The 12,404-nt window shown below is 74.0% G+C and carries 8 protein-coding genes; 3 read left to right on the top strand and 5 right to left on the bottom strand.

Annotated elements, in window-relative coordinates; all coding sequences use genetic code 11:
- Nucleotides 1-58: 58 nt before the first annotated feature.
- The 3 genes from gyrA to WME89_RS23380 form a co-directional block, all read right to left on the bottom strand.
- Nucleotides 59-2,743 (bottom strand): DNA gyrase subunit A, encoded by a 2,685-nt coding sequence (gene gyrA, locus WME89_RS23390; protein WP_438011328.1) that lies wholly within the window; start codon nt 2,741-2,743, stop codon nt 59-61.
- Nucleotides 2,744-3,163: 420 nt separating this feature from the next.
- A complete protein-coding gene (locus WME89_RS23385) occupies nt 3,164-4,288 on the bottom strand; it encodes a hypothetical protein (RefSeq protein ID WP_438011327.1) in 1,125 nt (374 codons plus the stop codon).
- Between the two features lie 551 nt (nt 4,289-4,839).
- Nucleotides 4,840-5,547: a hypothetical protein gene (locus WME89_RS23380; RefSeq protein WP_438011326.1), complete on the bottom strand. Its 708-nt coding sequence runs from the start codon at nt 5,545-5,547 to the stop codon at nt 4,840-4,842.
- A 322-nt stretch (nt 5,548-5,869) separates the two neighbouring features.
- On the opposite strand from WME89_RS23380, the gene WME89_RS23375 reads away from it, so the two are divergent.
- The 3 genes from WME89_RS23375 to WME89_RS23365 all read left to right on the top strand — a co-directional run bounded on the left by WME89_RS23375 (nt 5,870) and on the right by WME89_RS23365 (nt 9,100).
- On the top strand, nt 5,870-7,471 hold the full coding sequence (locus WME89_RS23375; RefSeq protein WP_438011325.1) for a protein kinase domain-containing protein: 1,602 nt from the start codon (nt 5,870-5,872) through the stop codon (nt 7,469-7,471).
- A gap of 103 nt (nt 7,472-7,574) precedes the next feature.
- On the top strand, nt 7,575-8,501 hold the full coding sequence (locus tag WME89_RS23370; protein ID WP_438011324.1) for a sugar phosphate nucleotidyltransferase: 927 nt from the start codon (nt 7,575-7,577) through the stop codon (nt 8,499-8,501).
- A 185-nt stretch (nt 8,502-8,686) separates the two neighbouring features.
- Nucleotides 8,687-9,100, top strand: coding sequence for a hypothetical protein (locus WME89_RS23365; protein WP_438011323.1), 414 nt, complete (start codon nt 8,687-8,689; stop codon nt 9,098-9,100).
- 127 nt (nt 9,101-9,227) lie between these two features.
- Here WME89_RS23365 and WME89_RS23360 read toward each other — a convergent pair whose 3' ends face one another.
- Both WME89_RS23360 and WME89_RS23355 read right to left on the bottom strand, forming a co-directional pair.
- Complete coding sequence (locus WME89_RS23360) at nt 9,228-10,793, bottom strand: phytoene desaturase family protein (protein WP_438011322.1); 1,566 nt, start codon at nt 10,791-10,793, stop codon at nt 9,228-9,230.
- A gap of 238 nt (nt 10,794-11,031) precedes the next feature.
- The gene (locus WME89_RS23355) at nt 11,032-12,123 is read right to left on the bottom strand and encodes a DUF72 domain-containing protein (protein WP_438011321.1); all 1,092 of its coding nucleotides are present in this window, start codon (nt 12,121-12,123) and stop codon (nt 11,032-11,034) included.
- Nucleotides 12,124-12,404: the final 281 nt, after the last annotated feature.

The following is a 12,404-nucleotide window of genomic DNA, read 5'->3' as shown; positions in this document are numbered from 1 at the left end:
TCCGTGGGCCCCGAGCGAGGGTGTCGCGCGCGCGACACCCTCGCTCGGGGCCGGGCCTCTAGTTCACGTCGCCGCCGCCGTCCGCGCCGCCGCCGTCCGCGCCGCCGCCATCCACGCCGCCGCCGTCCGCCCCCGCGTGGTCCCCGCCCGCGTGATCCGCGACCCCGTTGGTCCCGTCCGCCCCCGCCACCGGCGGCGTCGAGCCCCCGCTCTCCGCGACCTCCGCGGCCTCCGCCGCGAACGCCTCGACCGCGACGACGCGCTCGTCCTGCCCGACGTGCATGATCCGCACGCCCTGCGCGTTGCGCCCCGTCTCGCGGATCTCGCTCGCCTTCGTGCGGATCATCTGGCCGCGGTCGGTCACGATCAGCACCTCGTCGCTCGGGCTCACCATGGCCACCCCGACGACCGGCCCGTTGCGCTCGCTCGCGTCGATGAGGATCACGCCCTTGCCGCCGCGGCTCTGGAGCCGGAACTCCTCGAGCGGCGTCTGCTTGCCGTAGCCGCGCTCGCACACGGCGAGCACCCTGTCGCGCCCGTCGTTGCTCACGCCGAGGCCCACCACCACGTCGCCCTCATCGAGCTCGATGCCCTTCACGCCCATCGTCGCGCGGCCCGTCGGGCGCACCTGGTCCTCGGGGAAGCGGATGCTCATCCCGCTCCGCGTCGCGATCACGAACTCGCGCTTGCCGTCGGTGAGCGCCGCCGTGAAGAGCTGATCGCCCTCCTCGATCCGCACGCCGATGATCCCCTTGTCCCGGTAGTTCTCGTACTCGTTGAGCGCCGTCTTCTTGATCTGCCCGCGCCGGGTCAACGTCACCACGAACGTCTCGCCGTCGAAGCTCGGCACCGGCGTGATCGCCGCGACCTTCTCCCCCGGCTCCATCCCGACGAAGTTCACGATCGCGCGGCCCTTCGCGTTCCGCGGGGCCTGCGGGATCTCGTAGACCTTCTTGACGAAGACCTTGCCCTTGTCGCTGAAGAAGAAGACGTACGAGTGCGTCGACGCCACGAAGAGCTGGCTCACCCAGTCCTCCTCGCGCGCCTCCATCCCCACCATCCCCTTGCCGCCGCGGCGCTGCGCCCGGTAGGTCGAGGTCGGCGTCCGCTTCAGGTAGCCGGCGTGCGAGATGGTCACGACCATGTCCTCTTCCTGGATCAGGTCCTCCATCTGGATCTCGGCCTCCGCCGGCACGATCTCGGTGCGCCGCTTGTCGCCGAAGCGCGCCTTGATCTCCTCGAGCTCCATCACGATCACGTTCATGAGCAGCCCCATGTCCGCGAGGATCGCCCGGAGCCGCTCGATCGTCTGCGACAGCTCGCCGTACTCCTTCGCGAGCTTCTCCCGCTCGAGGCCGGTCAGGCGCGAGAGCCGCATCTCGAGGATCGCCTTGGCCTGGCGCTCCGACAGGAAGTAGTCGCCGCGCCCGTCGGCCTCGGCGCACTCGGGCTCCGGCCGGCCGGCGCGCCGGAGGAACTCGCCGAGCCCACGGAGCGGCAGCTGCTGCAGGTTCTCCCGCGCCTCCTCCGGATCGCTCGAGGCCCGGATCGTCGCGACCACGCGATCGATGTCGCTCGTCGCCATCCCGAGCCCCTCGACGAGCTCGCGCTGCGCCTCGGCCTGCCGGAGCTCGAAGCGACAGCGCCGCGTCACGACCTCGCGCCGGTGCTCGATGAAGTGCGAGAGGGTGTCCTTCAGGCTCAGCACCGCGGGGCGCCCGTTCGCGATCGACAGGTTGATGACGCCGAACGTCGCCTGGAGGTCCGTCAGCCGGTAGAGCTGGTTGACGACCACCTGCGGGAAGATGTCCTTCTTGAGCTCGACCACGATCCGCATCCCCTCGCGGTCGCTCTCGTCGCGCACCTCGCTGATCCCCTCGATGCGCTTCTCCTTCATGCACTCGGCGATCTTCGCGACCAGCCGGGCCTTGTTCACCTGGTAGGGGATCTCGGTGATGATGATAGCCTCGCGGTCGCCCTTGATCGTCTTCTCGACCTGGTGGCGCCCGCGCATCGTGATCGAGCCGCGGCCGGTCGTGTACGCCTGCACGATCCCGCTCTTGCCGTAGATGAGGCCGCCGGTCGGGAAATCAGGGCCCGGGACCAGGAGCAGCAGCTCCTCCAGCGTGATGTCTGGGTTGCGGATGATGGCGATCGTCGCGTCGATGATCTCGCCGAGGTTGTGCGGCGGGATGTTCGTCGCCATGCCGACGGCGATGCCGCCGGAGCCGTTGATGAGCAGCTGCGGGAACTTCGCCGGCAGGACGCTCGGCTCGAGCTCGGAGTCGTCGTAGTTCGGGACGAAGTCGACCGTGTCCTTGTCGAGGTCGGCGAGCAGCTCGACGGCCATCCGCGACAGGCGCGACTCCGTGTACCGCATGGCCGCGGGCGAGTCGCCGTCGACCGAGCCGTAGTTGCCCTGCCCGTCGATGAGCGGGTAGCGCAGGCTGAAGGTCTGCCCCATGCGGACGAGCGCGTCGTAGACCGCGAGATCGCCGTGCGGGTGGTACTTGCCGAGGACGTCTCCGACCACGCGCGCGCACTTCTTGTGCGCGCCGCCGGGGCCGATCTTCTGCTCGTTCATCGAGTAGAGGATCCGGCGGTGCACCGGCTTCAGGCCGTCGCGCACGTCCGGGATCGCGCGGCCGATGATCACGCTCATCGCGTAGTCGAGGTAGCTCGTCCGGAGCTCGTCCTGGATGCTGACCGGGACCTTCTGCTGGATGTTCGACGTCTCTTCCATGGGATCTGCACCCGAGGCACGGGGGCGGGCGCGGCGCGCACGGCCCCGTCGTAGAGGCCCATTCCAGCGCGGCTCGAGCGTCGAGCAGATCGGCGGAGGCGTCGCTGGCCTCCATCGACGAGCGATGAGGTCGAATCCGGCCTCCGCCGCCCGCCCTTGACCCGCGCTGTTCAGGGGATGCGACGGATGCGTTCAGGTACTCCAAGGGGCAGGCCGGCGCAAAGGGTTTGCCGGCCTGAGGCGTCGCTCTGTCAGCCTCGCCCCGGGCGCGGATCGAGGCCCGGCGCCGGCGCTTCGGGGAGGCGTCGCTCCGGGCCCGCGAGGGGGTTCAGCGGGGACGCCGGAGGTCGTCCGTGGGAGCGCTCTGGGCGGGCGTGCGGGGAGGGCGCGGGACAGCGCCGGGAGGGCGCGGCGACGGGGTCAGCGGGGCGCGCGCGCGCACGCGGCGCGGGTGGTCGCGCCGGGGCGGACCTCTCCGCTGCAGTCGACGGGGAGCACCGACGTTCCTGTCGCGTCGAGCACCTCGACCGAGGTCTTGTACATGCCCGGGGCGAGGGCCGACAGGAGCACGCGGTCGCCGCAGGGCACGGGGCCGACGTAGGGCAGCTCCGACTCGGCCGCCTCGCCGTCGAGCAGCGGCTCGGTCGCCGTGTAGCTCGAAGCGCCCGCCCCGCAGGCGAGGTCCTCGTCGGCGAGGAGCCCGGCGAGGTCGAGCTCCAGCGCGCCCGTCGCGGACAGCGGATCGCAGGTCGCGGTCACCGTGAGGCCCGCGCTCGCCGTGGCGAAGCAGCTCGACCCGAACAGCAGCTCGCCCGCGGCGTCCTTCGCCTCCAGACGGAAGAAATAGGCCGGCGCCGGGGCGGCCCCGAGGTCGTAGACGACAGGCTCCTCCGGCGGGCAGGCGACCCCGAGCAGCGGCGCAAGCGCGCTGTCCTGGGGGACGACATCGAACGACGCGATCGCGCCGTCGTCCGCCTCGCAGCGCAGCGCGCCGAGCGCGCTCGCCGGGTCGAGCACGATGGCCGCGCTCGCCGGGTCGGCGGGCCCGGCGAGCGGGGCGCAGCCCTGGACGACGACGTTGACGCCCGTCGTCGCCACGAGTTTGTCGGCGTCCTCCGCGGCCTCGGGGCCGGGGCAGGCCCACGTCCAGCGCGGCGCGACCGGGGCCCCGTCGAGGAGCATGTGGCGGCTGCCAGACGTCTCGTCGCCGATCGGCGTGAGCTCCTCGGCGTACTGCTCGTAACCGTCGATCCTCGCCGTGTACTCGTGCCCCTCGACGACGTACGTGAACGACACGCGCGACGAGCACGGGATCGGCGGGGACGACGCGAGCGTGAACGGCCCTCCGGCCGCGCTCTCGTCCGTGAGCGTCGCGACGTAGCTGCGGATGGCCCCCGGCTCGTTCGAGCACCGCACGTCGCCCAGGAAGGCGAGCGGGTCGATGGTGAGCGACGTCTGGATCTCCTGCTCGTCGTCGCTGCCGCTGGCCTCGTTGCAGGCCGCGAGCGCGGCGAGCGCGAGCGCGACGGCGCGCCGGCCGGGCAAGGCGCGACAGAGGAGGGAGGCGTCTCGGCGACCCGCGCCGGACAAGGTTTCGAAAGCAGCACGAGCTCGGCCCATCGGCAGGGGGCACTAGTCCAAGCCGGGGAACGGCGCCACCTGAAACGCGGCGCCGGGCGCGCCGCGACGCTGAAGGCGCGCAGGCGGCCTACCGGCAGCCGGGGAGCGCGCGGCGGCCGGGGACGACAGGGGCCGCGCGCTCGCGTCGCTCGTGCTCGGGACCTCGCGCAGAGCGTGGCCGTGGCCGGGCCTGGAGCGGGAGCACTGGCCGTTGCAAGGCTTGAAGCAAGCGTTGAGACGGGCGACTCGGGAAGCGAGCGGGCCGCTGCAACGCCCGAGGTGGCCCACTGGGAGGCCGAGCAGGCGATCGCAAGCCTCGAGAGCGCCGGCTCGGGTGGCCAGGAGGGCGTCGCAAGCGTTGAAACGGGCGACTCGGGGGGCGAGCGGCCCGTTTCAAGCGTTGAAACAGGCGCGTCGAGGTCAAGGTCGTCCAGCGCGACGCGCGATGCGGGCTGATGCTCCGGAGAACAGGTGCTCTAGGGATCAGCGCTGCCGCCCGCGCCGCCGCTGCCGCCCGCGCCGCCGCTGCCGCCCGCGTCGCTGCCGCCCGCGCCGCCGCTGCCCGCGGTGGTGCTGCCGCCGCCGCCCGCGCCGCCGCTGCCGCTGCCGCTGCCGCCTGAGCCGCCGCTGCCGCTGCCGCTGCCGCTGCCGCCTGAGCCGCCGCTGCCGCCGGCGCCGGTCGGGTCGACTACGAACGCGCAGGCCTTGAGCACGTGAGCCCGCTGGGTGATCACGACGCAGGGGCTGACCGAGGCATCCTCGCCCGGTGCGAGGAGCTCGACGGAGCACTCCGTCATGGTGGCGACCTTGTCGCTGGCGCACTTGCGTGTCGCGCCGACGGCATCGACGCAGGCCTGGACATCATCGCTCGTCGGCTCCACCGCATGCTGAGCGCCGCCGCCGGTGCCGTCGTTCTCGATGCCATGCAGGCAGTGGTCCCAGTAGAACTCGACGCAGGTCTTCACCTGCTCGTCGGCGGCGGCTGTGCCGACCCACTCCGGGCACACGGCGGCGGCCTCGCACCGGGCCCGCTCGATCTGCCGGCAGGCGTCGACGCCCACGGCGTCGTTGCCGCAGCTCTGCGCGGCGAGGATCACGGCCCCGAGGCCGAGCAACGCGGCCGCGGCCCAGGGCGCGGAGCTCCGCCTCGCGGCGGAGAGGACGGCGAGCGCATGAGAACCCACCCGGCGGAGCTACCACGCGACCGCCGGGGGAGTCGAGTTTTCGCCGCCCACCGCGCCCGCAGGCAGCGCCGCGGACGCGCCCGCGGCGGAGCAGCCGTCCCCGCCCCGATCGTGTCCTCGATGCAACCGGGCCGACGCAGCCGCGCCACCCAATCCCCGCGCGCGCTCGCGCCGACGCGACGCTCTCCGCGCCGGCGCCGCGCGCTGGCGGCGGCGCGCCGTGCTCCGGCGCCCACCCTTGCGTCGGCGCGCCGCGCCCCGGCGGCGAACGCTGAACGGCCCGGGGCTGTCCGATCTATGCTCCTATGGCCCCGATCACCCGATGGATCCGCCGAGCCTCGCGCAGCTCAAGCCCGACACGACCTTCCACGGGCGATACCGCGTCATCCGCTCCGTCAAGGCGGGCGGAATGGGCGCGGTGTACGAGGTCGTCGACGAGGTCACCGACCGCCGCCGCGCGCTCAAGGTGATGCTCCCGGGATCCATCCAGGACCCGGCCATGCGCGCCCGGTTCGCCCAGGAGGCCAGGATCACCGGCGGGATCGAGAGCGATCACATCGTCCCGATCTCCGACGCCGGCATCGACGCCGACTCCGGGATGCCCTTCCTGGTCATGGACCTCCTCCAGGGCGAGGAGCTCGCGACCCTCTCGGCGCGCCGCGGCCCGCTGCCGCCGGCGGAGGTGGTGCTCTACCTGGCCCAGGTCGCGCGCGCGCTCGACAAGATGCACGCGGCGGCGATCGTCCACCGGGACCTCAAGCCCGCGAACCTCTTCCTGACGCGGCGGGACGACGGCTCGCCGTGCGTCAAGGTCCTCGACTTCGGCCTCGCGAAGGTCGCGGCGCAGAGCAGCATGGCGGACCGCACCGCGATGGTCGGGACGCCCCTCTACATGGCGCCCGAGCAGATCCGCGGCGACGGCACCGTCGGGCCGCGGGCGGACATCCACGCGCTCGCCCACGTCGCCTTCACGCTGCTCGTCGGCAGCCCCTACTGGCTGACCGAGGCCAACGTCATGCCGTCGATCTATGCGCTCCTGCAGCGGATGGCGGCGGGGCTGCCCGAGCCGCCGAGCGTCCGCGCCGCGCGGCGCCGCAGCATCCGGCTGCCGCCCGCCTTCGACGCCTGGTTCCTGCAGGCGACCGCGATCGATCCGAGGGACCGGTTCGACCGCGCGACGACGGCCATCGCCCTGATGGCGGAGGCCCTCGGCGCGCCGGCCCCGTCGACCCCGCCGCCCTCGCCCGTCCCCCCCACGAACCCCCCGCCGTCATCCCGCCGGGGGATCGAGCTCGACGAGCGACGCGCGGCCGCGCCGCCCGACCCCGCGCCGAAGCCTCCGGACCCCGCGCCGAAATCCCGCCGGGGGATCGAGCTCGACGAGCGACGCGCGGCCGCGCCGCCCGACCCCGCGCCGAAGCCTCCGGACCCCGCGCCGAAGCCCGCCGACACGCGGCAGCGCGACGAGGACCTCGCCGCGGTCGTCCACGAGGAGCGGCTCCGGGCCTTCCTGAAGAAGGAGGTCCAGCGCGCCAGGGAGCAGCGGACCAGGCGGCTCTCCTTGCTGCTGCTCGGCGTGGAGGGCCTCCAGGAGATCGAGGAGAAGCACGGCCGGGCGGGGGTCGACCGCATCCTCGGCGACCTCGCGCGCGTGGTCGGGATCTACGTGCCGGAAGGCGGGCTGCTCGGGCGCTACCGCCGCGACATCCTCGCGATCGTCTGCCCCGGGATCGGCCGGACGCGGGCCTCGGCGTTCGCGAAGGTCCTCGGCGAGAAGGTGCGCCAGCACCGCTTCCGGCGGATCCCGTCGATGCCCTTCCGGATGGTCATCCGCATCGGCGTCGCCCACCTTGAGGAGGGCGACGTGAGCGGCCACGATCTGCTCGATCGCGCGACGCGGGAGCTCCTCGAGCGGGGAGAGTGACGAGAGGGGAGAGTGAGCGCGCGGCGGCGGCCCGCCGGCCGCGATCTCCCGTCGCGCCCTCGATTTCTTTGACGTTTCCCGCGGAGGGGCGATCCTCGCGCGCATGGCCTCTGCCATGATCCTGGCCGCGGGGCTCGGGACCCGGCTCCGCCCGCTCACGGACGAGCTGCCGAAGCCGCTGCTGTGGCTCGGCGATCGCCCGCTCATCGCGCACATCGCCGAGCAGCTCGCCGCGGGCGGCGTCCGGCGCGCCGCGCTGAACAAGTCCCACCTCGCGGAGCGCTTCTCGCGCGACCTGATCGCGGCGTTCCCGGTCCCGGTCGAGGTGCTGCACGAGCCGGAGCCGTTCGGCACCGCCGGGGGCCTCGCGAACGCGGCCGGCGCGCTCGGCGGCGGCGACGTGGTCCTCTGGAACGGCGACATCCTGATCGACCTCGACGTGGCGGCGCTCTGCGCGGCGCATGGTGAGGCGCGCGGCGAGGCGTACGGCGAGGATGGAGCGGCCGCGACGCTCGCCGTCGCGCCGCGGCCGGCCGGGGAGGGGACGGTGGGCGTCGGCGCGCATGGCGAGGTGGTCCGGCTGCGCGGCGAGCGCTTCGGCGAGGAGGCTGCCGGCGGCGACTTCGTGGGCGTGCACGTGGTCGGCGAGGCGCTCCGGCGGCGGCTGCCGCCGCGCGGCTGCATGGTCGGCGACGTGTACCTGCCGTGGCTGCGCGAGGGGCGCGCCCTCGCGACGTTCGCGGCGCCCGGCGTGTGGCACGACATTGGCACGCTCGCCGCGTACCTCGACGCGAGCGCGCGCTGGCTCGCGCAGCGCGGCCTGCGGAGCCACGTGGGCCCGGGCGCGTCCGTGGCCGGGGGCGTGGACGTGAGCGGCAGCGTGGTCGGCGCGGGGGCGCGGGTCGAGGGGGCCGGAGCGCTCCGCGGGTGCGTCGTGTGGCCGGGCGCGCGGGTGGACGTGGACGCCGGCGCGCCCCTCGAGCGCGCCGTCGTGACGACGCAGGGACGGCTCGTGCGCGCGGCCGTTTGATCGCGCGGCCAGCGCCGGACGGCGAGGCGCGGCGCGAGCGGGGAGCGCGACGGGCGCCAGGCGGCCGCCCCCACTGCAGCGATGCCGAGCGCCAGATGCACGCCGCGGCACCCGGGACACTGGGCATGGGGCTGCCTTCGCTCCATGTGTCCCGAAACTGACCAAGAAAGGCACGGTGCAACGTCATGCGTCCCACGTCCTCGATGCCCCTGCGACACCTGCTCCTGCGGCTTCCCTTGATCCTGTCAGCGCTCGCCGGCGCCGCGTGCGTGAGCGAGCCATCGCCGTCCGACCTCCCGCCCCCGAGCCCGCCCTCGGGGCCGCCCACCACGCCTCCTGACGGGCAGAGCAGCGGCGACGGCACCTCGGGCGACCAGGGCACCGGCGGGCGGAGCTCCGGCGACCAGGGCCCTGTCGGCAACGGGGCTGGAGGGCAGGGCGGCGCTGGCGGCCTCGGCGCCGGGCAGGGCGGCGCTGGCGGCCTCGGCGCTGGCGGTGACCTGGGCGCCGGCGGCGGCCTCGGCGCTGGCGGCGACCTGGGCACCGGCGGCGGCCTCGGAACCGGCGGCGACCTGGGAATGGGCGGCGCTGGCGGGTAAGCGCCGGTCGCATCGGGCAGCTGATCTTACGACAGATACCCAGGCGCCACGGCGCTCGCGCGAGGCGGCCGCGGCGCGACGTGCTGGCGACAGCCGTCCCGGAGCGCTCGGGCGCGCGCCGCCCGGGTCACCTGTCCAGGTCGGCGAGCGCGGCCTTCGCGGCGTTGTGCCCCGCCGCGCCGATGACCGACCCGGCCGGGTGCGTGCCGGCGCTGCACGAGTAGAGCCCGGCGAGCCCGAACCGGTAAGGCACGCGATCGGCGAAGCCGAAGCCGTTGTCGATGTGGTGGATGTGCCCGCGCGTGATCCCGAAGTGCCGCTCGATGTCCGGCGGCGCCAGCGTGAACGTGTCCAGCACGAGGTCGGACATCCCCGGCGCGAAGCGGTCGCAGATCGACAGGAGGTGCTTCACGTAGCGCGGCGCGGCCTCGCCCCACGTCTCGCCGCTCGCGAGCGTGTAGGGCACCCACTGCACGAAGAGCGCGGCGTTGTGGTGGCCCTCCGCGTCGCGCAGGCTCGGGTCGATCGGCGTGTGGAAGTACCACTCGATCGCGGGGAACTCGGGGAGGCGGCCGCTCATCGCGTCGCGGTGGGCCTGCCGCAGCGCGTCCATCACGACGCCCTCGTCGGGCAGGAGGTGGATCGTCGGCCCGAACTGCCCGCGATCCTCCGGGAGGCACGTGAACCTGGGCAGGCCGGTCAGGGCCATGTTGACCTTGAGCGTCGAGCCGTCCTTCGCGAGCGCGTCGAGCCGCGCCGACAGCGCCTTCCCGATCGCCGCCTCGCCGGCGAGCGCGCGGGTGCGGAACGGATCGGCGTTCGAGACGACGACCCTGGCCGCGATGCGCGTCCCGTCCTCGAGGAGCACGCCGGAGACCGCGCCGCCGGACGACTCGATCTGCGCGACGCGGGCGCCGGTGACGATCGTCGCGCCCTCGGCCCTCGCCTTCTCGGCGAAGAGGCGGCTGACAGTGCCCATCCCGCCCTCGACGATCATCCAGGTGCCGTCCGCGCCGGGGAGGCGGCACAGGTTGTGGATGAGGAAGTTCATCCCGGTGCCGGGCGTGTCGAAGCCGCCCGCGAGCCCCGAGAAGGCGTCGGTCGCGGCGTACATCGCCTGGAGGAGATCGCTCTTCCAGCCGAACCGGGCGAGGTAGTCGGAGATCGTGCCCCGGCAGAGCTCCACGAATGTCTTCCGGAGGGCGGGCCGCACGCGGCGCTCCGCGGTCTCCTCGATGGAGAGCGGCTCCTCGAGCCAGGTCGGGGCGATGTCGTCCCGGAGCGCGGCGAGCTCGGCCTGGAGCGCGCTGTTCGCGTCCCAGTCCTGCTGGGAGAAGAAGTCCAGGAACTGCCGCTTCATGGCGGCCTGATCCGAGCCGAAGAGCAGGTAACGCCGGTCGGTCGTCGGGAGGAAGTAGTGCGGATCGCGCCGCCGCAGGGGCAGGTCGACGCCGACCTCGCGGAGCAGCTCGGGCGGGGCGAGCCCGAGCAGGTAGGCGCCGCTCGAGACGCCGAGCGCCGGCGCCTTCGCGAAGGGGTGCTCGGTCTTCACCGCGCCGCCCACCGCGTCCTTCTCTTCGAGCACCACCACCTCGAGCCCGCGGCGGGCGAGGAGGACGGCGGCGACCAGACCGTTGTGGCCCGCGCCGACGATGACGACGTCGGCCCGGGCCGGAGCTTCACTGCGTTTCACTGAGCACCTCCAGCGCTGTGCGCGTCCTCGGCTGCGGCCCGGCGCGCCCGGGCCGCGGAGCGCGTGGTGTTGCACGGATGGCGCGGCGGGGAGAGGCTTTTCGCGCCCCGGAACCCTGAGGAGCGCGCCGCGTTGGCCCGGGCGCCGCCGTCACGGGGGACCTTTCCAGTCTGTCCTCCGCGCGAGGTACGGAGCGCGCCGCCCGGCGGGCTGGCGGAGCGCTCTGTCCTGGTCGGGATCACCCTCCCGCGGCCGCCGCGGGCGCCTCCCACGCCGCGGCGACCTCCTCGGCGATCGCGCGCACCGTGAGCGGCGCCGAGCCCTCGGCCTTGTTGTTCACCAGCACGAAGCTCTCGAGGCGCAGCGCCGCGGCCTCGCACGCGATGCGCGCGACCTCCGCGCGCATGGCGGGATCGGGCTCGACCATCCGGTCGAAGGGGTGGAATCGCCGCTGCTCTGCCTCGTAGCGGCGCCCGGGCTTGAGCAGGAGCCGGACGAGCGCGAAGGGGGCGTTCGAGACGGGCACCACCTCGGCCTGGGCGCCGGGAGACGGCATGGTGCGAAAGTAGCTGTAGGTATGGGCGACGCCGTGCGCGCCGAGGATCTCCCGGTACTCGCCGGTGAGGTAGGCGCGCTCCCTGATCTCGACGGCGTAGGAGAGCTCGCGCGGCAGCGCGCCGAGGAAGGCGTCGAGCCGCTCGAAGAACGCGCGCGGCGGGAGCCGGTGGGCCGGGCCGACGGGGGGCAGCTCGAGCAGCACCGGCCCTGCGTGGGCCCGGAATACGCCGAGCAGCGGCGCGGCGACCCGCGAGAGGAAGAGCGGCACCGACAGGAAGTCCGGGTTCGGCTCGGCGGGACCGCGGCCGGCGCCTTGCCCCTCGCCCTCTTCCTGCGGCGCCTGCGACCGGTGCAGCGTCTGGGAGACGACGGCGTGAAGCGTCTTCGACACGCAGCGGAAGCCGTCCGGCAGCTGCGCGCCATAACGACGGAAGTCGCTGTCGGGGATGGGGGCGTAGAAGCTCCGGTCGATGCCGACCGTCGTGAGCAGCGGGTGGCGGGCGTACTCCGCGAGGCCGTCGCGCGCGAGCTCCTCCGTGCTGTGCCGCCGGGCGTAGACGAGGCCCTGCCAGCCGGGGAAGCTCCACGAGCTCGTGCCGAGGTGCAGCCCTCTCGGCAGCCGCGCCGCGACGCGGGCGGCGTCGTCGTAGACCGCAGCCATCGCGTCCGGCTCGCTCGCCGCGGGCGCCTCGGCGGCGGCGGGCGTCGGCGCCGGATCGAACAGCGAGAGCTGCGAGGGGGAGGCGCCACGGCGCCCGGGGGAGCGGCTCACCCGGCGATTCTACGTCTTCCGGAGCTCTCCGCGCACCGCCAGCGCTGCCCGGCCGCGCGGGGCGCGTCGCGGTGCCCGAGCACGGCCGGGCGCGCTGGCGGCGCGCTGCTGCCTCGGTCGAGGCGCCCTCTCGCGGGCTGGGCCCGGTGTCCGTCCTCCAGCATGCGTCGCTGGCGAGCGAGCTGGCAGCGACGCGAGGCGCGGGTTCGTCGCCACCTGCCGCAACATCTTGTGCAAGTACGCAAGCGGCCATCGGGGATATCCGGCCGGCCAGCCGGCCG

The organism is Sorangium sp. So ce321 (assembly GCF_051530195.1).
Lineage (GTDB): Bacteria > Myxococcota_A > Polyangia > Polyangiales > Polyangiaceae > Sorangium.
This window is presented reverse-complemented; position numbering and strand designations above follow the sequence as displayed.

Excerpts from the sequence above, each read along its gene's own strand:
- gyrA (WP_438011328.1), bottom strand. The coding sequence starts at position 2,743 with ATGGAAGAGACGTCGAACATCCAGCAGAAGGTCCCGGTCAGCATCCAG.
- WME89_RS23365 (WP_438011323.1), top strand. The coding sequence starts at position 8,687 with ATGCGTCCCACGTCCTCGATGCCCCTGCGACACCTGCTCCTGCGGCTT.
- WME89_RS23370 (WP_438011324.1), top strand. The coding sequence starts at position 7,575 with ATGGCCTCTGCCATGATCCTGGCCGCGGGGCTCGGGACCCGGCTCCGC.
- WME89_RS23375 (WP_438011325.1), top strand. The coding sequence starts at position 5,870 with ATGGATCCGCCGAGCCTCGCGCAGCTCAAGCCCGACACGACCTTCCAC.